Genomic DNA, 21,053 nt, shown 5'->3' with positions numbered 1-21,053 from the left:
CTTCGATTCAATTTAAACTTGGAGGTGCATCATGAAAAGCAACCGGCTTTGGTATACTTTATTTTTGGCTCCAGCTATATTGATTTTTCTTCTTGTGTTTGGATTTCCGGTTGTGAATGTAATCTTCACTTCTTTTTTCGATTACAAGATCAATCAGCCGATGAAATTTATCGGTTTTGATAATTACATAGCTTTATTTTCAGATAAGGCCTTCTTGATTTCTGCCAAAAACACCATTATCTGGGTAGTGCTGCAAGGAACTGTCCATGTGATATTGGGTGTAGCGGTAGCTCTGGTCCTTTCACATAAACCCTTTGGCTGGAAAATCGTCCGCACTTCATACATGATTCCCATTATTATTTCATCAGCTGCGAGAGCGATGCTTCTGTTATATGTATTCAATCCGCAAATGGGATTGGTCAATTCATTGTTTAAGATGCTTGGATTTGAAAACTTCTCGCTCAATTGGTACTATGATCCATCCACCTCTTTTTGGACGGTAACAAGCGGCTGGCTTTTCTTTGCTTCGCTGATCACGATCATTGTAATGGCAGAAATTGCTACCATTCCTCAATCGCTTTATGATGCAGCCAAGATAGACGGAGCTTCAAAGCTGCAAACAGATTTATTTGTTGTGCTGCCTTTGCTGCGGAATGTAATAGGAATAAGTGTAATCCTTGCTGCAACCAGTATGTTAAAAGAGTTTGAGCTCATCTTTTTAACAACAAATGGCGGTCCGAATGATACGAATCTGAATTTGCCGCTCTACTTATATAAAGAGGCCATGATGCTGAATAACTATGGCTATGCGAACTCCATCGGTACATTGTTAATCTTTTTGGGATTAATTCTTATTTTTACTATTACAAAATTATTTAGATTTGGACAGTCGGATGTTTAGTGTGAAGGGAGAGATGAACATGCAGGAAAGTATCAAGAATATCATAAGGAAAGCCCTTACCTTCATCTTTTTGGCGGTCATCACGTTTATATCTGTATTGCCGATATTTTGGGTAGTCATTTCATCGTTTAAGTCAACAAGGGAAATTACATCTTCCCCTTTATCATTGCCGACTTCTTTTAGCTTCGATGGATATTTGACAGCTATATCTGTGTCTCCAATCTTTCAATACTATGGAAACAGCATTATCGTTTCTGTAGCAGCGACCTTGCTGAATCTGATCTTTATGGGTATGGCCGCATATGTTTTTGCACGTGTAAAATCGAAGTTTATTAATGTATTGCTTGCTGTCATGAGTGTTACTTTGTTTATCCCGATTACATCCATGATGCAATCGATATACAGTGTTATTGAAGCGATCGGTTTATATGATACAAAGACTGGTTTGGTTTTGGTTTATACTGCAATTGGAATTCCAATTACTCTCTTTGTTCTTAGAAGCTTCTTCCTTACAATCCCTAAAGAAATTGAGGAATCAGCTTATATAGACGGAGCCAGCTTTGTCCGTACATTTTTTTCAATCATTGTTCCTATTGCAAGGCCTGGATTCGCAACAGCTGCCATTATCCAATTCATCAATTGCTGGAATGAATTCCTGTTTGCCTTGACACTTACATCTAGTAACGAAAATAGAACCGTTCCGTTAGTGCTGAATTATTTTACATCTATGTTCAGCTATGATTATACAGCTTTGTTTGCGGCACTTACGATGATTGTTATTCCGAGTATAATTATATTCATCCTCCTTCAAGAACAAGTAGTAAGCGGATTGAGTTCAGGTTCTGTTAAGGGATAAAGATCTTGGAGTCTGTAGTATTGCTTGTTTATGCAGTGTATTTATATTAATATACTTCTATAAAATCCTCTTTATTTAAAGGGGATTTTCATTTTACTTAAACTATTAAATCATAAGTGGAAATGACGCTTTTCATAGCGAATAACATTTACACCGCGTTTATTTCATAAAAAGATATTATTTACAATGAAATAAATATTGTGAATATTCACATTAGATGTTATACTTTTAAAAAAGTGGGAACGTTCCCTTTTTAAAAGGAGTGGTTGATGGGATATTTTAATAGTTAAAGGTTAATTTTTTTTACTAAAAAAAGAAAGCGCTTAACTAAGTTTATTTTGCATAATTCTTGATTTAAGTTTAATAATTTTTAGGATAATCATTTTTAAAATTAATTTAAAGGGAGGAATTTTAATGAAAAAAACTATAAAGACGTTATTAACATTATTAACCCTTGCTATTATGTCGTTTGGCCTAGTTGGCTGTGCAGGCAGTAAAGGCGGCAATGAAGCAAATGCTGACAGTAAAACTGATGTCAGTAAGTTTCCTGAAAAACCAGTTACCATTGTTGTGCCATGGGGGAGTGGAGGTAACGCAGATGTTTTTGCCCGTAAAGTTGCATCTTTGGCCAGCGACTACATAGGTCAAGAAGTAGTAGTGGAAAACCGTACAGGGGCAGGCGGTGAAATTGCTCTTACCGAATTTGCACAAAAGAAGCCAGACGCACATACAGTGCTCGTTACTTCTTCTGCTAACTTTACAATTACCCCTAAAGTAAAAGAAGTTCAATATTCATACGATGATTTTCAACCGTTAATCGGAGATTTTCTAGTAGAATTCATCTTAATGTCTAATCCTTCAAAAACAGGAATCGAAAGTATGGAGGATTTAAAAGAATATGCAAAAGGTAAAACAATAAAATTTGGAACTACAGGAAGTGTGGGGAATGATACACACTTAATCCAATCCGGATTATTTGAAAAGTATGGAATTAAGGCTGAACCAGTTGTTTTTGAAGGCGGAATGGATCTGGTTAACAACTTATTAGGCGGACATATTGACGTAACTGTTGGGGTAGCTCCAATCATGGATGACTATCTAAAAACAGGAGAACTGAAAGGTCTTGGTACTTTTGCTCCGTTCCCTTATGAAGTTGAGGGGATCGATCCGATAACACCACTAGCGGAACAGGGCTATGAGGTAAGTTTTGCAGGATTCAACTACTTCAATGTAAGTAAGGGAACTCCTCAGGAAATTGTTGATAAACTTAATAAGGCCTTTAATGAAGTGTATGAGGATCCCGAGTTCAAGAAATTTTTAGAAGGAGCAAGTTATAAAATGAATCCGCTTGGGCCTAAAGAAATTGATGAATATGTTATGAATCAAAGTAAAGAAGTTGATGAACTGCTGAAAACGATAAAGAAGTAGTGAGTAACCCAGTTAACCATCTCAAAGTTAAAATTGCTTAGTTGCCATTCTCATATGCAGTATAAGCGCTGTGATACTGCATATGAGAAACTTTTCATTATTGCAAAAGTATACCTGATTGAGGTGAAAGTAATATGAGTTTAAAACTGAATTCAAATATCGTAAGCGGTATTGTTTTTTTAATTCTTTCCAGTGCTATCTTGCTGCTAATTCCCCAGCAAATCTCAACTGTTGAGGCCTCATCTATAAATGCAAGGACAATTCCCAGGTTAATAGCCATCGTTATATTAATTTGCAGTCTATTATTGATCATTCAAGGTTTTTTCTTTACAGAAAAAAAAGAAGTAAATATCAATAAGAGCGTCTTACTGAAGGAATTTCGAGGCATCGGAATGATTTTTATATTTATAGGTTATGGGTTCATCATTGACAAATTGGGTTTCACGATCTCGTCTTTACTTTTATGTACGAGTTGTCTGCTTTTTTATAAAGTTAAAAACTGGAAATACTATGCTGTGACATGCGCGGTTGTATTTATAGTATATTTTGTCTTTGCAAATGCCCTCAATGTAAATTTGCCATAGAGGAATTTGTAAACTATGCTGATTTAATTAAGCACAACCTTTAAGAGGTGAAAATATGGATATTTTACTACAGGGAGCCAGTGAATTATTTACATTAAAAGTTTTTCTTTTTATTAATGTTGGGTTATTGATAGGAATTATTTTCGGTTCGATCCCGGGGTTAACGGTCGATTTGGGGATCGCTCTGTTTACTCCTTTGACGTTCGTGTTGGATCCTACTTCTGCTATTCTCATGTTGTTGGGTATTTATTGCGGTGGTACTTATGGAGGCTCCATTACAGCCATATTAGTAAAGACCCCAGGAACACCATCCTCTGTGGCAACTATATTGGATGGGCACCCATTGGCCAAACAGGGAAAAGCCCGCAAAGCATTGGATATGGCACTTATTGCCTCCACTATCGGAGGTCTCATCAGTGCGTTGGTGCTATTAACAACGGCTCCCCAAATTGCAAAGTTCACCTTGAATTTTGGGCCGGCTGAATATTTTACATTAGCTATATTCGGCCTAACTGTTATTGCAGGAGTTAGTGGGGATAATATTATAAAAGGGATTATTGCCGGATGTTTAGGTGTATTTGTATCAACAATCGGCATGGACGCCTCAAGTGCAGTACCCCGTTTTACTTTTGGTGACTATAGATTACTAAATGGGGTTCCGCTGCTAATAGGATTAGTTGGACTATTTATTGTTGCAGAACTGTTTATTAAAACCAATGAGAATGCAAATGCAGGTGGAGAAAGCGATAAAGAGAGCCAAGCAAAATTAAATAATGAAGGTTTGAGTTGGTCTGAATTTAAACAAACCTTAAGTACCATCTTCAGATCCGGATTAATTGGAACTATAATTGGCGCGATTCCTGGCACTGGTGGGGGGATTGCTGCATTTATTAGTTATGACCAAGCGAAAAAAAGATCAAAAAATGGGGAGACTTTCGGTTCAGGTGAACTTAAAGGGATTGCCGCACCTGAAGCAGGAAATAATGGCACAACAGGCGCTACATTAATCCCGCTGCTTACGCTAGGTATTCCAGGGGATGCAGCAACCGCTATTCTGTTAGGTTCACTGATGATTCATGGTCTATTACCGGGGCCAAGTTTATTTACTGATTATGGGCATATCATGTACGCCATCATGTTGGGTCTTATTTTCATTAATATTTTCATGTTTTTGCAGGGAAAAATACTAGTAAAATGGTTTGCTAAGGTAGCTAAAGTTCCATATGTATTATTAGTGCCAATCATTGCAGTATGCAGTGTGGCAGGGGCTTTCTCAGTCAATAATACAGTGTTTGACATTTATTTAATCCTATTCTTTGGTATTATTGGATATATAATGTATAAAATGAGGTTCTCGCCAATTCCTATGTTACTAGGACTAGTACTTGGGCCGATTGCGGAAAAAAACTTTAGAAATGCAATGGTAATATCTGATGGAAGCTATCTGATTTTTGTGACAAAACCAATTTGTATTTTCTTCGTTGTATTAACCTTAATGTCTGTTGTGATGTTTATGGCTAAAAAAGGGAAATCGAATCAGAAAACAGATAATTCTATCAATCTCACATAACGAATTTTAAGGAGAAAAGATATGGGTGCAACAATCAAAGATATTGCTAAAATAGCAGGGGTATCCAAATCTACCGTTTCCCGTGTTCTTTCTAATAACGGAAAATACAGTAACCAAGCAAAAGAAAAAGTTTTAAAGGTAGCTAAGGAATTAAATTATCAACCCAATGAAATTGCAAAAGCAATGGTTACAAGAAAAACTGGAAATATTGCATTTGTCATATACCATAAGATAAAACCGGTTATCACTTATCCCTTCTTTACACCTATTATTTCATCACTAATTGAGACAGCCACAAACAATAATTATGGTGTGTTTGTTTTTACTGAACGGGATATAAATGATCCATTTAAAACTATACATGAAAAAAGGGTGGATGGAGTAATTCTCGCAAGCCGCATTAATGCAGAGATCGTAGAGGCGTTCAAATCGCAAAATATCCCTGTTATGCTCCTAAATCCATTTGTGGAAATTGAAAATACTAGCTATGTGGAAAGTGATGAATATAGTGGATCTATGGATGCTATGCAATATTTATTTCAGAAAGGCCATCGCCGTATAGGATTTGTACAGGGATTTTGGAAAGAACGATATATAAATGATCGTTATTCCGCTTATAAAGATGCTTTAATGCAAAAGGGAATTGAATTTGATGAGAATTTGGTCATAGAAGTAGATGAAGTTAGTATGGAAACGGGAAGAAATGCCGCGGATGCATTTATGAGATTATCAGAGTTACCTAGCGCTATTTTTGCTGCAAGTGATTTATTGGCAATTGGAATGATGAAGCAATTCAAGAAAAGTGGATTTTCGATCCCAAAAGACATCGCGATTGTCGGTTTTGATGATATCGAAATGGCTTCAATTTATGAACCTGCTTTAACAACTGTGAGAGTTAACAAAGAGTTGATGGGAGAATTAGCTGTTCGACAACTTATTCTCATGATGAATATGGACGAGGACCAAAGTCAGTGCAAAAAACAAATAACTTTGCCTACTTCATTGGTAGTGCGGGATTCCACTTGAATTCCCGCATTACTATTTATTTTAGTTAAATAGGGAACGTTCCCATTTTTCGAATGAAAAACAGAAGAAAGAGCTTTTAATAGAGGAGAGGATCTAAATGAAGGCAATTATGGTTATGTTTGATTCATTAAATCGGCACATGCTGCCGTCATATGGCTATGAAGATATTTATGCACCAAATTTTAAAAGGCTTCAGGAGAAGACGGTAACATTTGATCAAAGCTGGGTAGGAAGTATGCCTTGTATGCCGGCAAGACGAGATTTGCATACAGGCAGATATAATTTCCTGCATCGTAGTTGGGGACCACTTGAACCATTTGATGATTCGATGCCTGAAATTCTGAAGAATAGTGGCGTTTATACCCATTTAATTACCGATCATCAGCATTATTGGGAAGACGGAGGCTATAATTACCACACGAGGTATAACAGTTTTGAGTTCTCTCGTGGGCAAGAAGGAGATACTTGGAAAGGTGAGGTTCAAACTCCGCAAATTCCAGCAATGATTGGCGGACATGACATGGAGAGTGTCAATAAACATGATTGGATAAATAGAAAATACATAATTGAGGAAGAGGAATTTCCGCAGGCTGTTACATTTAAAAGAGGTCTTGAATTTATTGAAAAAAATCATAAAGATGATCAGTGGTTTTTACAAATTGAAACATTTGATCCTCATGAACCGTTTTATGCACCTGAAAAGTATCGAAAATTATATGAACATGATTATGATGGCCCGCATTTTGATTGGCCCAGCTATGGCCAGGTAAATGAAACGCAAGAACAAGTAGAACATGGCGGTCTTGAATATAAAGCTTTAGTCAGTATGTGTGATGCCTATTTAGGGAAAGTCCTAGATATGATGGATGAATTTGATATGTGGGAAGACACCATGCTAATTGTAAATACTGATCATGGGTTTTTACTTGGTGAACACGATTGGTGGGGCAAATGTGTACAGCCATTTTACAATGAAGTGGCACGGACACCGCTGTTTATATGGGACCCTCGGAGCGGAAGACATGGGGAGCGTTCAGATCGATTAGTACAAATGATAGATATAGCACCAACTCTATTAGACTTTTTCAATATTGAAATTCCTAAAGATATGCAGGGAATTGCTTTAGGGGAAACCATTGCCACTAATAAACCGACAAGAGATGCGGTATTGTTCGGCATCCACGGCGGACATGTGAATTGCACGGATGGGCATTATGTATATATGCGGGGGCCGAAAACGGATGACAATACACCTCTTTACAGTTATACATTATTGCCTGTACGTCTGAGGGCATTTTTCACCGCTGAAGAGCTTAAAACTTTGTCACTAGAAAGTCCGTTCTCTTTTACAAAGGGCATACAAACAATGAAAATTGACACACAATGTTACTATGATGTTGATTTTAATACTTATAGGACATTATTATTTGATATTCAAAAGGATCCTTCACAAAAGGAATCTATAAATGATCGTGAAATAGAAGAGAAAATGATTAATCACCTCACGCGTCTGATGAATGAAAATGATGCACCTGGAGAGCAGTATGAAAGATTAGGTTTAAAAGTTTCAGTTCCAACAACATAATTGAGAGGTAATGACACAGTTAAAAAAGTATTATTTGCGGTGAAAACAGTATCAGGTTTTTGAAATTGTTTAGACTAGAATCCTTTTAATTTGAACCCTTAGAGTAATTGTTGAAAACTTTATTGAGACGACATTACTCTAAGGTGTTTTTTTAAAAGGGACACGCCATTAGAGAGGTGAAAAAGTTCATAGGTTATTATTTGTAATGAGGAGAGGTGAAGATGACAAATAAAAAGGCATTGATAAAATTATGGCTTATTTTTTTCACCTTTTTCAAAATAAGTCCCATCTCCTTCGGTGGAGGATATGCGATGATACCTCTGCTAGAAAAAGCTGTCACAAAGAAAAATAGGTGGGTAAAAAAAGAAGATATAAGTGATGTGTTGGTCGTTGCCCAAACAGTACCAGGATCTATTGCAGTCAATACCGCGACTTTTGTCGGCTATCAGGTAGCGGGAATTCCTGGTGCGCTGGCTGCAACACTAGGAATCATCACACCTACATTCGTTATCATTTTAATATTTGCGACTTTATTTCTCAACTTTCAACATAATCCTATTATCCAAGCAGCATTTGTTGGCATACGCCCTGCGATCGTAGCATTAATTCTATATGCTGCATATAAGATCGGGTTAACTGCAATGATTGATAAATTAACAACTATTATTGCCTTAATATCTCTTATGTTATTTTTATTTCTCCCAGTTCACCCGATTATCATTTTAATATTTGGTGGTGTAACAGGAGTTTTGCTAAGCTTCCGGAGATCTGTTCATAAGACAAAAACATACAGCCACTCAAAAGGTTCAAGTGTAACGGGGGACTGAAACATGTTATTAAGTTTATTTTTCACCTTCTTAAAAATCGGTTTTGTCTCTTTTGGCGGAGGCTATTCAATGATTCCCGTTATTGAATACGAAATTAAGGAACATGGATGGCTTACTGCTCAGCAATTTACGGACATTATAGCCGTTGCTGGAATGTCTCCGGGTCCGATTGCAACAAATATTGCTGTTTTTGTAGGATACAAAGTTGGGGGTCCCCTTGGAGCAGTTACTTCATTAGTCGCCATATCGATGCCTTCATTGTTAATTGTTTTTATTATTTGTTTATTCTTTAATAAGGTGAAAAATCAACAATTCGTACATTCGGCATTTTATGGGTTAAGACCTGTTATTACTGGTTTAGTTACATACGCAGCTATTAAAGTAGCTATACAAAACCAAATTATTACCTCTTTCAGCAACTTTCATTTTGATACAATAGGGGTACTTTTTATTGTTATTGGTTTTCTCCTCCTTGTTTTAACGAAAATCAGTCCGGTTTCAATAATCCTGCTTTCTGGAGTATTTGGGATAATAATCTATTATTAATGATAAAAGATTAATAGTTTTATTGGAGGTTTAGAAATGGAAAAAGCATGTTGTACTGCATCTAGACCCAAAACGGGTAAAAATTCAGAACAAGTTATTACTTTAAATAAAGATCTTAAAAGAACACAGAAAGACAATATGATATACCTTCCAGGTGGGGAATTTTTAATGGGAACAGACACAAAAGAAGGATTCTCCTCTGACGGAGAGGGTCCTGTTCGAAAAGTTACAATTTCCCCTTTTTATATTGATGCATGCTCAGTAACAAACGAGCAATTTTATGATTTTGTGCAGGATACGGGTTATAAAACAGAAGCTGAAGTATATGGCTGGTCTTATGTTTTTTATCAATTTGTTTCAGAGAAGACAAGGAAGCAAGTGAAAAATGTGGTGAAACAAACGCCGTGGTGGTGGATTGTAGAAGGAGCTTGTTGGATAAATCCTGAAGGCAATGACACCACTATTGAAGACAGGTTGGATCATCCTGTTATCCATGTATCCTGGAATGATGCGGCTGCTTTTTGTAAATGGGCAGGGAAAAGGCTTCCGACAGAGGCTGAATGGGAATATGCTGCACGTGGAGGATTGGAGCAGAAGCAGTACCCTTGGGGAGACGAGCTTACCCCAAATGGTGAACATTATTGCAACATATGGCAAGGTGAATTTCCAAGGATGAACCTTGGATCTGATGGATATTTAGCTACGGCTCCATCAAAATCTTTTCCGCCGAATGGTTTTGGGTTGTATAATATGGCCGGAAATGTGTGGGAGTGGTGTTCTGATTGGTTTAGTCCTTTTTATTATCTGGATGGGTCGAAAAATAATCCAACTGGGCCAAATAAAGGAGAGACGAAAGTGTTGCGAGGCGGATCGTATTTATGTCATGAATCCTACTGCAACCGATACCGAGTTGCAGCCAGAAGTTCAAACACCCCTGATAGTTCTACGGGTAACATGGGATTTCGATGTGCGGCTGATGCTTAAAGGGGATATTACTAAGCTTTTTTATTGTGATATATATGGCTGGCTATAGATTTACCGTAATATGAAATTTTTATTATTTTTTAAACTAATATAAAAAACATTTGATTTAAAAAAATCTATAGGATAAAATATCTTTTAAAGAAAGCGCTTAACTAAAATATATTGAAAATAGAAATTGAGGTGGAACTGTTGGATAAAATCCGGTGCAGAGTTCATGCCACTTCTCAATTCTCTCATGCTAAAATAAAGAAAAGGAAAACTAGAGGAGATTAGAACTACATGAAGCCTACCATATACGATGTCGCAGAAAAGGCGGGTGTCTCCATTGCCACTGTGTCCAAAGTGGTAAATAATACAGGGCGAATCAGCGATAAAACGAGAAACCGAGTAACGGAAATTATGAGAGAGCTTGAATATTCACCAAGCAGCGTTGCGGCAGCATTAACAGGTAAAAAAACGTTTACAATTGGTGTGCTTGTTCCTGATATTGCTAACCCATTCTTTGCAGAAGTAGCGCGGGCACTAGAAAACCATGCCCGGGAAACGGGTTATGCCATTATTCTATGTAGCACTGATTATCAGAGAGAACGAGAACAGGATTATTTGGAGCTGTTATTAAAAAAACAGGTTGATGGCATCATACTTGCAACAGAGGCAAGGGATTGGAAGGTATTCAAAAAGCTCTTGGATAAAAAGATCCCTCTGTTAATGTTTTCAATTGATCACCCATCATTCTCATCACATGTCGTTACCACTGATGACGTAAGAGGGGGATACCTTGCGGGACGCTACTTACTTGATAAAGGACATCGGAATTTTGCTGTTATTGCAGAAGTAAACCGGGCGAGCGGCCGTTTGCGATTAGAAGGCTTTAAGCAGTCTCTTGCAGATGAGGAGATAGTGTTGGATAAAGATTCTGTCGTCTATTCCAAATCAAGAGTTGAAGAGGCAAAGGAAGCTGCTAAGCAAATTTTGACATTAAAAAACAGACCCACAGCCGTGTTTGCTTCAACGGACCTTATTGCAGCTGTATTTTTAAATGAGGCAAGAAAACACAATGTTTCTATTCCAGGAGATATTTCAGTCATAGGATTTGATAACACGATCCATGCTGAAATTGCAGATCCGGGCTTAACCACGATAGCTCAGCCAACTGATGAATTGGCTCGGTATGCAATTCATCAGCTATTGAAATCAATTGAAAAGCCGAACCTTTCTGGACACAGGATTATGCTCGCGCCCGAATTAGTAGAACGTTATTCTGTAAGAGATTTAAATTAATTTATCAAAGTGCTTAAGAATGTTTATCTACCGGCAGCTTGCCGGTATTTTTCCACCTATTAGTTAAGCGCTTAATCATAATAAAAGAAAAATAATTTTAAAAATTTCGAAAAATACTTGAAGATGAATCATAGGGATGTATAATAAAGTTAAGAAAGCGCTTAACCTATTTTAGGAGGTATTTGGAAAATGTCATTGACTGTAGGAATTATAGGAGCAGGCAGAATTGGTAAATTGCATGTTGATAACTTAAAACTGATCCCGCAAATCAGAATAAAAAGTGTTTCAGATGTTGCAACAGCTCATCTTGAAGCATGGGCGATTGAGAAACAAATTGAAGTGCTAACAACGGATTATCAAGAAGTACTTAATGATCCTGATATACAGGCTGTCTTTATCTGTTCACCAACTAATACACATGCAACGATTATTAAAGAGGCCGCCGCAGCGAAAAAACACATTTTTTGTGAAAAGCCTGTCAGTTTTTCAGTGGAAGAAACGGAAGAAGCACTGGCTGCAGTTGAGAAAGCAGGCGTAAAGCTTCAGGTTGGCTTTAACCGCCGTTTTGATCCTAATTTCCGAAAAGTCCGCCAGCTTGTTCAGGGCGGGGAAGTAGGAAACCCGCATATTCTTCGTATTACTTCACGCGACCCTCAGCCTCCAGGTGTGGATTACATAAAGTCATCAGGCGGCCTATTCATGGATATGACCATTCATGATTTTGATATGGCAAGATACGTAATGGGCAGCGAGGTTACAGAGGTTTCCGCTAATGGAGCTGTTCTGGTTGATCCTGCGATTGGAGAGGCAGGGGATATTGATACGGCTATCATTACTTTGAAATTTGCAAACGGAGCATTAGGAGTTATTGAAAATAGCCGCCGGGCAGCATATGGGTATGACCAACGCCTTGAAGTCTTCGGTGATAAGGGAGCTGCAAATGTAGACAATAACCGTGCAACAAATGTTGAAGTTTCTACAGCCCATCATGTAGCAAAGGAAAAGCCGCTGTATTTCTTCCTGGAACGCTACACTCAAGCATATATAGATGAAGTCACTGAATTTGCAAGCGCTGTCCTTAACAACCAGGAAGTAAGCTGTACAGGATTTGATGGTTTACAAGCTGAGCGTATTGCCAGGGCAGCGAAACAATCACTGGAAACGGGTACACCTGTTCAATTAAACCAGGCGACCCCAACTGCTGCAAATTAAACTAAGCGAAAGGAAGTTTAATATGAATCCCCTTCAATTTGAAAAGGATCGGCCGCTTGACCTTATTGCTGTTGGCAGGCTGTGTATAGACTTAAACGCAAATGAGACAAATCGGCCTATGGAGGAAACGTGCACTTTTACAAAATATGTTGGAGGTTCACCCACCAATATTGCTGTAGGTTCCGCCCGGCTTGGCCAAAAAACGGGCTTTATCGGGAAAGTTTCCGATGACCAAATGGGACGATTCATCACTAATTATTTAGAGAAAAACGAAATTGATACACAGGGTATAAAAATTGATCAAACAGGAGCAGTAACCGGTCTTGCTTTTACAGAGATTAAGAGTCCGGAAGATTGCAGTATCCTAATGTACCGTGATAATGTTGCAGATTTGAAGCTGCATCCGTCTGAAGTAGATGAAGAATATATCAAACAATCAAAATCTTTATTAATTTCAGGCACTGCGCTTGCAAAGAGCCCATCCAGGGAAGCTGTATTCCTGGCACTTGAATATGCAGTAAAGCATAAAGTTACCGTTTTCTTTGATCTGGATTACCGTCCATATACATGGACTGACGAAGCAGAGACGGCCGTATATTATAATCTTGCTGCCGAGAAATGTGATGTCATTATCGGAACACGCGAAGAGTTCGATATGATGGAAAAACTATTAAATATAAAAGAATCAGATGATCATTATACTGCATCCCGCTGGTTCTCTTACCGCGCAAATCTAGTTGTCATCAAACATGGGGGAGCAGGTTCCATTGCTTATACCAAAGATGGTGAATCTCATAGGAGCGGTATTTTCCGGACGAATGTTTTGAAAACGTTCGGGGCGGGCGACTCATATGCATCAGCTTTTATTTATGGACTAATGAATGGCAAGGAGATTTCAAAAGCGATGAAGATGGGCAGTGCATCTGCCTCAATCGTAATTTCCCGTCATAGCTGCTCTGATGCGATGCCGACTGAAGCAGAGCTCCTTGAACATATGGAAACAGCCATTTACGAAACAGTTTAATAGAGAAGGGGAGAATACTAAATGACACAAACAATAGTAAAAACATTGAGAAACTATATTGGCGGACAATGGGTTGAATCTTCATCCGAAAAAACAGAGGTAGTCTATAATCCGGCTACAGGTGAAGAATTAGCTATCGTCCCTTTATCTACAAAAGAAGAAGTGGATCAGGCTGTACAGGCAGCTAATGAAGCATTTAAAACATGGTCACAGACTTCAGTTCCAAAGCGCGCACGAATTCTTTTCAAATATCAGCAGCTTCTTGTGGAAAATTGGGAAGAGCTTGCGAAGCTAGTAACGATTGAGAATGGAAAAAGCTACTCAGAAGCGCACGGCGAAGTGCTTCGCGGTATTGAATGCGTTGAGTTTGCAGCTGGTGCACCGACTTTAATGATGGGTAAGCAGCTTCCAGATATTGCGACAAACATTGAATCTGGTATGTACAGATATCCAATTGGAGTAGTTGGTGGAATTACACCTTTTAACTTCCCAATGATGGTTCCTTGCTGGATGTTTCCACTTGCCATTGCTTGCGGTAACACTTTTGTCCTAAAGCCATCAGAGCGTACTCCACTTCTTGCAGCACGTCTTGCAGAATTGTTTGAAGAAGCCGGCCTTCCCAAAGGTGTCTTAAATATCGTGAACGGTGCTCATGATGTTGTAAACGGAATTCTTGAGCATAAATTAGTCAAAGCTATTTCCTTTGTTGGTTCCCAGCCTGTAGCAGAATATGTGTACAAGGCAGGAACAGCCAATCTGAAGCGTGTTCAGGCGCTAGCAGGTGCCAAGAATCATTCCATTGTATTAAAAGATGCAAACCTTGACGCAGCAGCTACACAGATTACAAGTGCAGCTTTCGGTTCCGCAGGAGAACGATGTATGGCAGCTGCTGTCGTAACAGTAGAAGAATCTGTTGCTGATGAATTAATTCAAAAGCTAAAAAAAGCTGCTGATGAAATTACAATTGGAAACGGACTTGAAGACGGTGTATTCTTAGGGCCGGTTATCCGGGAATCACATAAAGAACGTACACTTGGGTACATTGAATCCGGCGTTGAGCAAGGTGCAACACTTATTCGTGATGGCCGTTCAGATGAAGCAGTAAACGGTAAAGGATACTTTGTAGGCCCTACTATTTTCGATAATGTTACTCAGGAAATGAAAATTTGGCAGGATGAAGTCTTTGCACCTGTTTTATCTATCGTTCGTGTAAATGAATTATCTGAAGCCATTGAGGTAGCCAATGCTTCACCATTTGCAAATGGTGCTTGTCTATATACTGATAGTGCATATGCAATCCGCCAGTTCCGTGAAACAATTGATGCAGGAATGCTAGGCATTAATGTTGGAGTTCCGGCTCCAATGGCATTCTTCCCATTCTCCGGGTATAAGGATTCTTTTTATGGTGACCTTCATGCGAACGGCACAGATGGAGTAGAATTCTACACAAGAAAGAAAATGGTTACAGCTCGTTTTGTACAATAAGTGCTTTTAGTAAGGGAAGTGGTGGGACGGAGAAGGTCTGTGCCGTTTCCCTTTTCCTTTTTTGCAAAAAGGGTTTTAGATTTGATTCAAGGTCGTGTTTTATAGAAATATGACAGCCACACCTTGAACCTAAATGCGCCGGGCGTGAAGAGGGACAATTTTTTTGTCAGGTTTCTTCATGCATAAATTTATTGTGCTTTTTAACTGAGAGGAGATTGAACAGTGAGTACGATTAGATTAACAACTGCACAGGCACTCGTAAAATTTTTAAATGCGCAGTATGTAGAATTTGATGGCATACAGCAGCGGTTTATAAAAGGTATTTTTACTATATTTGGACATGGCAATGTTCTTGGACTTGGCCAGGCACTTGAAGAGAATGCTGGCAAATTGGAAGTCTACCAGGGACGGAATGAGCAGGGAATGGCCAATGCAGCCATGGCCTTTGCTAAGCAGAAGCACAGGAAGCAGATTATGGTTTGTACATCTTCTGTTGGGCCCGGGTCAGCAAACATGGTTACTTCTGCTGCAACGGCTACAGCGAATAATATTCCGGTTCTTTTGCTTCCGGGTGATGTATTTGCTACACGCCAGCCAGATCCGGTTCTTCAGCAGATTGAACAGACACATGATTTATCCATTTCAACAAATGACGCATTTCGTCCAGTGAGCAAATATTGGGATCGCGTCAGCCGCCCGGAACAGTTAATGTCTGCCATGCTGAATGCCATGAGGGTTTTGACAAATCCGGCTGATACAGGAGCTGTTACAATTGCACTGCCTCAGGATGTACAGGGGGAAGCATGGGATTACCCAGTGAGCTTTTTTGAAAAAAGAATTCACCGCATCGAACGACGATCCCCTTCTCCTGAAAGCGTCCAGGATGCAGTAAAGCTAATTCAGTCAAAGAAAAAACCGCTGCTTATTTTTGGCGGAGGTGTCCGATATTCTGAAGCTGCTGATGCTTTTGTTAAATTTGCTGAAGTTTTTAATATTCCATTTGGTGAAACACAGGCAGGTAAAAGCGGTGTAGAAAGCAATCATCCTTTGAATTTGGGCGGCCTTGGAGTTACCGGGAATTCCGCAGCAAACTCAATTGCTAAAGAAGCAGACTTAGTCATTGGCGTAGGCACACGCTTTACTGATTTTACAACAGCCTCCAAGCAACTGTTTGGCAAAGCTGATATTCTCACCATTAATATTTCGGAATTCCATGCTTCCAAACTAGATGCTGCGAAGGTTGTAGCAGATGCAAAGCTGGGGCTTGATGCTATTGCTGAAGGACTTGAGAGCTACAAGTCGGGATACGAGGATGAAATTGAGAAAGCAAAGCAAGGCTGGCAGGAAGAATTAGACCGTTTAAGCAGCATTGCATTTGAAGAGAATTTTACGCCGGAGATAGCCGGCCATCTCGATGATCAATTACCGGAATATATTGAAGCGCTCGGAACAGAATTGACACAGACAAGTGTGCTTGGAACATTGAATGTACTTGTTGATGATGAGGCAATCATTGTCGGAGCTGCTGGAAGTTTGCCGGGTGACCTGCAGAGAATGTGGAATACCAAATCACGGAACTCCTACCATATGGAATACGGATATTCTTGCATGGGGTATGAAATAGCTGGCGCGCTCGGAGTGAAAATGGCTGAACCGGAACGTGAAGTATATGCCATGACAGGTGATGGCAGTTACTTAATGCTCCATACAGAGCTAATCACTTCCCTGCAGGAGGGCAAGAAAATCAATGTGGTCCTTTTTGATAATTCCGGTTTTGGCTGTATTAATAATCTGCAGATGGAAAACGGAATGGGAAGCTTTGGTACAGAATTCCGGAAACGAAACCCTCAAACCGGGAAGATGGATGGTCCAGTTATGGAGATAGATTTTGCTAAAGCGGCAGAAGGTTATGGAGTAAAAACATATTCTGTCCGGACTAGAGTAGAGCTTATAGCGGCTGTTAATGACTCGAAAAAGCAATCTGTCAGCACGCTGATTGATATTAAAGTACTTCCGAAAACGATGACACATGGATATGATTCCTGGTGGCATGTTGGTGTAGCGGAAGTATCTGAAAAGGAAAGCATCAAGAAGGCATATGCAGATAAAGAAACTAATTTGGAAAAAGCGCGCGCGTACTGATGGAGGGAACGGCAATGTTTAATGACAATCAAGTAAAGTTAGCCATCGCACCGATTGGCTGGACAAATGATGATATGCCCGAGCTTGGCGGAGAAGTGACATTTGAGCAGTGCATTAGCGAGATGGCACTTGCAGGCTTTTCCGGCAGTGAAGTCGGCAATAAATATCCCCGGGATACAGAAGTACTTAAAAAGGCACTATCACTTCGCGGGTTAGAAATTGCCAGCGCCTGGTTTAGTTCATTTTTAACAACAAAGCCATTTGAAGAAACAGCTGAAGCTTTTAAAGAACACCGGGACTTTTTATATGAAATGGGTGCGAAGGTCATTGTAGTTTCTGAACAAGGCAACAGCATACAAGGACAAATAGAGACGCCTTTGTTCGAACAGAAGCCGGTCTTTTCAGATCAGGGTTGGACATTATTTTTGGATGGGATGCAGTGGCTTGGTGAACTAGCAGCTGAAAAAGATATGAAAATTGTGTATCACCATCATATGGGAACAGGAGTACAAACATCAGAAGAAATTGACCGATTGATGGAGGGAACAGATCCTGAAAAGGTTTCGCTCCTCTATGATACAGGACATTTAGTGTTTTCAGGTGAAGATCATCTTGAGGTATTAAATAAATATATGGATCGCATTTATCATGTTCATTTGAAGGATGTCCGGGCAGATGTTGCGAAAAAAGTTCGCGAAGAGAATATGAGTTTCTTACAGGCCGTTAAGGATGGCGTGTTTACAGTTCCGGGAGATGGTCAAATTGACTTTAAGCCCGTTTTTCAGGTATTAAGTGAAGCTGGATATAAAGGATGGTTTGTCGTTGAGGCTGAACAAGATCCTGCCATTGCCAATCCGTTTGAGTATGCAGTAAAGGCAAGGCAATATATCAGAGAAACGAGCGGACTCTAAGTAATATCCCAATGGGGGGCTCTTCCCGCCCTTTTATAATCTAAGTGCGTAGCGGCGGCATACTGCCTGCGAAAGAAGGAGGAACAAAATGGCTTTAGTAAAAATGAAAGGGATTCTTGACCATGCAGAGGAGAATCAATACGGTGTCGGGGCTTTTAGTGTAGCTAACATGGAAATGGTAATAGGTGCAGTAAAAGCCGCGGAAGAATTGCGTTCCCCGCTTATTTTACAGATTGCTGAGGTACGTCTGAAGCATTCTCCGCTTCATCTGATAGGTCCAATGATGGTGGCTGCTGCAAAAAAAGCGGCTGTACCGGTCGCTGTTCACCTTGATCATGGCCTGACAGAAGAAACAATTCGGGAAGCGCTTAACCTTGGTTTTTCTTCTATTATGTACGATGGCTCCCACCATCCTTTGGAAGAGAATATTTCTGTTACGCAGAAAATGGCTGCTATTGCCCGCAGCTATGGGGCGACCGTTGAGGCGGAAATTGGCCAGGTAGGCGGAAGTGAAGATGGTTCAGTAGACTTAGAGGTGTTAATAACTTCAACAGAGGAGGCGAAGCGTTTTGCAAATGAGACAGGTATTGATGCTTTGGCCATCGCAATCGGCAATGCACATGGTGTGTATAAGGGAGAACCAAGCCTGCGAATCGACCGATTGCAAGAAATCAATGAGGAAGTGGAGATTCCGCTGGTTCTTCACGGCGGCTCAGGAATTTCGCAAGAGGATTTCCGAACCTGTATCACCCAAGGTATCCGAAAAATAAATGTAGCGACATCGACCTTTAACAATGTTGTCGATAGGGTAAATGAAGATGCCCCATTTATGGACTATTTTACCTATCATGAAAAAGTAATTGATGCGGCAGCGGAAAATGTGAAGCGTCATATGCTCATGTTCCAAAGCAATGGACGAGTTGAAGGAGGAGTAATACATGTATGAAAAACTGGGTGAATTAAAGAACGGATATACAGAAATTACGAATGCAAACAGTAAACATAGCGATATGATGCAGGATATCGGTATTTATAAATTGCAGGCAAAAGAGTCTGAAACATTAGCAGACAATGTTCAGGAAACTGCCGTGCTTCTGCTTGAAGGAGCAGTCTGTTTGGAATGGAACGGAAATACTCAGGAAATTAAACGTGAAAGTGTTTTTGAAGAAGATCCATGGTGTCTCCATGTACCTAAGGGAGTCGAGGTAAAGGTAACTGCACTTTCAGAAAGTGAAGTGCTTGTCCAAAAGACGGAAAATGAAGAAAGCTTTGAAGCAAAATTATATACACCAGAGGATTGCAGCAGCACGGTTGCCGGTGAGGGAGTATGGAACGGAACAGCAGAAAGGGTAATCAGAACTATTTTCGATTATAACAATGCTCCTTATTCGAATCTGGTAATTGGTGAAGTCATTTCCTACCCTGGCCGCTGGTCAAGCTATCCGCCGCATCATCATGATCAGCCAGAAGTATATTACTATCGCTTTGACAAGCCTCAAGGCTTCGGATGTGCCATGGTTGGACCTGATGCATACCGTGTCGAGCACAACAGCTTTATTACCATACCGGGAGACCTTGACCATCCTCAGACAACAGCACCGGGATATGCCATGTACTTCTGCTGGATGATTCGCCACCTCGATAACAACCCATGGACCGACCGGATCATGGAAGAAGAACACAAATGGCTATTGGAACCAGACGCAAAAATCTGGCCAGAAAAATAAACACCTACCGCCTGCGAGCGAATAGAAGCCCGCAGGTTTTTTTGGTACCAGGTACCACCCAAATTGGGATTCATAAGGCAGTAAGGAAATTGGAGAAGAGGGAAAAGCTGCTCATTCCGATAACGATGATTATTTTTTCAATTGCCGGAGCCACAACTGGAATGGCAGAAGAAAGCATTATCTTTGTGCCAATTGGAATCGCGATTGCAAGGGCGATGGGGTATGATGCCATCACCGGAACGGCCATGATTAGCATCGGGGCAGCCAGCGGTTTTATTGGCGGGATGATGAATCCGTTTACGGTTGGGGTAGCCCAGTCCATTGCAGAAGTGCCACTGTTCAGCGGAATTGGCTTCCGATTTGCCATTTATCTTTTTGTTCTATCATTAGCCATTTTTTATGTCATGAGGTATGCATCCAAAGTAAAGAAAAACCCTGAAAAAAGTGTGATGTATGATATTGAAATGAAGGAAAAAGAAAAGCGTAAGGACCTGCAGGCAGGCCAGTTTGAGGAATTCAAGCTTCGTCATGCTCTTGTTCTCCTGATCATTGTGGGCGGACTCGCATTTAACATGTATGGTGTGTTTGAATGGGGCTGGTATTTAACCGAGCTGACAGCATCTTTCATTATTATCGGTTTTGCCTCTGGTCTTATTGGAGGCATTGGAATCAATCGCTTATTTGATTCCTTTGTTGACGGGATGAAGCTTGTTGCATTTGGAGCGCTTATCGTTGGTTTCGCCCGCGCTATTTTAGTTGTTATGGAAAACGGCGTTATTATTGATACGATGATCAATGGTCTTGCTTCAGTCATTAGTGCCCTGCCCAATACGTTAAATGTCATTGGGATGTTCTTTGTTCAGGTTGTCATCAACTTCTTTATTCCATCCGGAAGCGGGCAGGCTGCTACAACCATGCCAATCATGACCCCGCTAGCCGACCTCCTGGGCATCGAGCGCCAGGT

General features: G+C 40.0%; 20 protein-coding genes. 19 read left to right on the top strand and 1 reads right to left on the bottom strand.

What is annotated here, in order from left to right; translation table 11 throughout:
- The first annotated feature begins 31 nt into the window (after positions 1–31).
- The 3 genes from IQ19_RS26755 (at position 32) to IQ19_RS26745 (ending at position 3,185) form a co-directional block, all read left to right on the top strand.
- Positions 32–901 (top strand): carbohydrate ABC transporter permease, encoded by an 870-nt coding sequence (locus IQ19_RS26755; RefSeq protein ID WP_144546719.1) that lies wholly within the window; start codon positions 32–34, stop codon positions 899–901.
- Positions 902–920: 19 nt separating this feature from the next.
- Entirely contained in the window at positions 921–1,757 is an 837-nt protein-coding gene (locus tag IQ19_RS26750; RefSeq protein WP_199749565.1) for a carbohydrate ABC transporter permease, read from the top strand.
- 414 nt (positions 1,758–2,171) lie between these two features.
- Entirely contained in the window at positions 2,172–3,185 is a 1,014-nt protein-coding gene (locus IQ19_RS26745) for a tripartite tricarboxylate transporter substrate binding protein (RefSeq protein WP_144546715.1), read from the top strand.
- A 97-nt stretch (positions 3,186–3,282) separates the two neighbouring features.
- On the opposite strand, the gene IQ19_RS28800 is transcribed toward IQ19_RS26745, so the two are convergent.
- Positions 3,283–3,498, bottom strand: a complete 216-nt coding sequence (locus tag IQ19_RS28800; protein ID WP_242021130.1) for a hypothetical protein — start codon at positions 3,496–3,498, stop codon at positions 3,283–3,285.
- Between IQ19_RS28800 and IQ19_RS29380 the strand changes: the two genes are divergently transcribed.
- The 16 genes from IQ19_RS29380 to IQ19_RS26665 form a co-directional block, all read left to right on the top strand.
- On the top strand, positions 3,395–3,769 hold the full coding sequence (locus IQ19_RS29380; protein ID WP_422386972.1) for a tripartite tricarboxylate transporter TctB family protein: 375 nt from the start codon (positions 3,395–3,397) through the stop codon (positions 3,767–3,769). The two genes, IQ19_RS28800 and IQ19_RS29380, sit on opposite strands and share 104 nt — an antisense overlap.
- A 55-nt stretch (positions 3,770–3,824) precedes the next feature.
- Positions 3,825–5,339: a tripartite tricarboxylate transporter permease gene (locus IQ19_RS26735; protein ID WP_144546711.1), complete on the top strand. Its 1,515-nt coding sequence runs from the start codon at positions 3,825–3,827 to the stop codon at positions 5,337–5,339.
- Between the two features lie 21 nt (positions 5,340–5,360).
- Positions 5,361–6,365 (top strand): LacI family DNA-binding transcriptional regulator, encoded by a 1,005-nt coding sequence (locus tag IQ19_RS26730; protein WP_144546710.1) that lies wholly within the window; start codon positions 5,361–5,363, stop codon positions 6,363–6,365.
- 97 nt (positions 6,366–6,462) lie between these two features.
- On the top strand, positions 6,463–7,950 hold the full coding sequence (locus IQ19_RS26725; protein ID WP_144546708.1) for a sulfatase: 1,488 nt from the start codon (positions 6,463–6,465) through the stop codon (positions 7,948–7,950).
- Positions 7,951–8,171: 221 nt separating this feature from the next.
- Positions 8,172–8,777: a chromate transporter gene (locus IQ19_RS26720; protein WP_144546706.1), complete on the top strand. Its 606-nt coding sequence runs from the start codon at positions 8,172–8,174 to the stop codon at positions 8,775–8,777.
- Positions 8,778–8,780: 3 nt separating this feature from the next.
- The gene (locus tag IQ19_RS26715) at positions 8,781–9,323 is read left to right on the top strand and encodes a chromate transporter (RefSeq protein ID WP_144546703.1); all 543 of its coding nucleotides are present in this window, start codon (positions 8,781–8,783) and stop codon (positions 9,321–9,323) included.
- 36 nt (positions 9,324–9,359) lie between these two features.
- Positions 9,360–10,307 (top strand): formylglycine-generating enzyme family protein, encoded by a 948-nt coding sequence (locus tag IQ19_RS26710; protein ID WP_144546701.1) that lies wholly within the window; start codon positions 9,360–9,362, stop codon positions 10,305–10,307.
- A gap of 279 nt (positions 10,308–10,586) precedes the next feature.
- Positions 10,587–11,588 (top strand): LacI family DNA-binding transcriptional regulator, encoded by a 1,002-nt coding sequence (locus IQ19_RS26705; RefSeq protein ID WP_144546699.1) that lies wholly within the window; start codon positions 10,587–10,589, stop codon positions 11,586–11,588.
- Between the two features lie 189 nt (positions 11,589–11,777).
- Positions 11,778–12,800 (top strand): inositol 2-dehydrogenase, encoded by a 1,023-nt coding sequence (gene iolG / locus IQ19_RS26700; protein WP_144546697.1) that lies wholly within the window; start codon positions 11,778–11,780, stop codon positions 12,798–12,800.
- Between the two features lie 22 nt (positions 12,801–12,822).
- Positions 12,823–13,824 (top strand): 5-dehydro-2-deoxygluconokinase, encoded by a 1,002-nt coding sequence (iolC, locus tag IQ19_RS26695; RefSeq protein WP_144546695.1) that lies wholly within the window; start codon positions 12,823–12,825, stop codon positions 13,822–13,824.
- Positions 13,825–13,845: 21 nt separating this feature from the next.
- Positions 13,846–15,309, top strand: coding sequence for a CoA-acylating methylmalonate-semialdehyde dehydrogenase (locus IQ19_RS26690; protein ID WP_144546693.1), 1,464 nt, complete (start codon positions 13,846–13,848; stop codon positions 15,307–15,309).
- A gap of 222 nt (positions 15,310–15,531) precedes the next feature.
- Positions 15,532–17,451: a 3D-(3,5/4)-trihydroxycyclohexane-1,2-dione acylhydrolase (decyclizing) gene (gene iolD, locus IQ19_RS26685; protein WP_144546691.1), complete on the top strand. Its 1,920-nt coding sequence runs from the start codon at positions 15,532–15,534 to the stop codon at positions 17,449–17,451.
- A gap of 14 nt (positions 17,452–17,465) precedes the next feature.
- A complete protein-coding gene (gene iolE, locus IQ19_RS26680; protein ID WP_144546690.1) occupies positions 17,466–18,362 on the top strand; it encodes a myo-inosose-2 dehydratase in 897 nt (298 codons plus the stop codon).
- 88 nt (positions 18,363–18,450) lie between these two features.
- Positions 18,451–19,308: a class II fructose-bisphosphate aldolase gene (locus IQ19_RS26675; protein WP_144546688.1), complete on the top strand. Its 858-nt coding sequence runs from the start codon at positions 18,451–18,453 to the stop codon at positions 19,306–19,308.
- A complete protein-coding gene (locus IQ19_RS26670; RefSeq protein ID WP_144546686.1) occupies positions 19,301–20,089 on the top strand; it encodes a 5-deoxy-glucuronate isomerase in 789 nt (262 codons plus the stop codon). Before IQ19_RS26675 ends, IQ19_RS26670 begins: the two co-directional genes overlap by 8 nt.
- Positions 20,047–21,053 (top strand): YfcC family protein (locus IQ19_RS26665; RefSeq protein ID WP_242021129.1); only part of this gene is annotated, 1,007 nt, incomplete at its 3' end. The genes IQ19_RS26670 and IQ19_RS26665, both read left to right, overlap by 43 nt.

The organism is Cytobacillus oceanisediminis, assembly GCF_007830235.1.
Lineage (GTDB): Bacteria > Bacillota > Bacilli > Bacillales > Cytobacillaceae > Cytobacillus > Cytobacillus oceanisediminis.
Note: the sequence above shows the minus strand (reverse complement) of the source record. Positions and strands in the feature narration are given on the sequence as shown.